General features: G+C 66.7%; 1 protein-coding gene. It reads right to left on the bottom strand.

The window, feature by feature from the left end:
• Nucleotides 1-186: 186 nt before the first annotated feature.
• A partial coding sequence (locus AC1VAN_RS22010; protein WP_480986767.1) for a TraB/GumN family protein occupies nucleotides 187-1,325 on the bottom strand: 1,139 nt, incomplete at its 5' end.

Raw genomic sequence — 1,325 nt, forward strand, 5'->3', positions numbered from 1 at the left:
GGTCGAGCTTGCTCGACCGTAGGGGCGGAAACGTGTTGTGGTGGGGGGAGACCGGTCGTAGTGGGGCGGTCTCCCCTTTTTTTCGCCGGGCATGGCCCGGCGCTACCATCGCCGTGGATGTAAATGACGTGCCAACCAAGGTTGGCACCTACCGGTAGCGCCGGGCCATGCCCGGCGGGGCAGCGATCAGCTCGCCACCTTGCTCCAGACCTTGCCTGCAGTCAGCCACAGGCCCAGCATGCTGCCCAGGTTGGTCAGCATGAAGGTCAGCACCACGCGGGTGAYCCGGTTGCGGTACCAGCCCTTCAACGACTGTGCATCGTCACGCAGCTTGAGGAAATCCTCGTAGGTCGGCTTGCGCAGGCGCGCTTCCACCAGTGCCGCGAATGCGCCGGTGGGGATGCTCAGGCGGAACGGCTTGAACGGCGCCACCACGATCGCGGTGAGGATGCTCAGCGGGTGGCTGCCGGCCACCAGGCAGCCCAGGCCAGCCAGGCCGCCGGTATACATCGCCCAGGTCGCCAGCAGCTCGGTGCCTACGCCCAGTCCACCACGATAGAAGCCGACACCGATGCCGGTGGCCACGATGGCGAGGATCGCCAGGGTGAACCACRGGATGTTGCGCTTCTTCGGCACCGCTTCCAGCTGCTCGCGCAACGGCGCAGGCGCCTCGGTATCGGTTTCCAGGTAACGCGCCAGGCCGGCCAGATGGCCGGCGCCGACCACCGCCAGCACTTCACGCTGCTGCGGATCATGCGCTTCGCGCAGGCGCGTGGCCATGTAGCGGTCACGCTCGCCGATGATGGTTTCGTACAACGCCGGGTTCTCGCTGGCGAACTCGCCGAAGCTCGATTCCAGCATGTCGCCCTGCTTCAGCTTCTCGATCTCGTCTTCGCCGACATCCTCGGACGAGAACAGGCCGGCGCCAAGCCCGGCCACCAGCTTCAGCTTGCCGAAGAAGCCCAGTCGCTGCGAAGCACGACGGAATGTCAGGCCGACTTCGCGGTCGATCAGGTGCACCGGCAGGTTGCGCTCGCGCGCCAGGTCCACCGCACGCTTGAGTTCCGCGCCCGGCTCGATGCCGAGCTGTTCGGCCAGTCGGCGCTGGTAGGCCGACAACGCGAGGTTGGCCGCGAACAACGCGACGCGGCCCTTGCGGATCACTTCCACCAGGTCCAGTTTGGCCAGCGTGTCCGGGTCGCTCAGCGCCTGCAAGCGCTGCGGGTCCAGCTCGACGGCCACCGCATCGAATCGTCCGCTATCGATGGCTTTCTCCACCGCCTCGACGCTGGCATGGGAGACGTGGGCAGTGCCCAGCAGGGTGT

The organism is Stenotrophomonas sp. 05L44_2 (genome assembly GCF_056665995.1).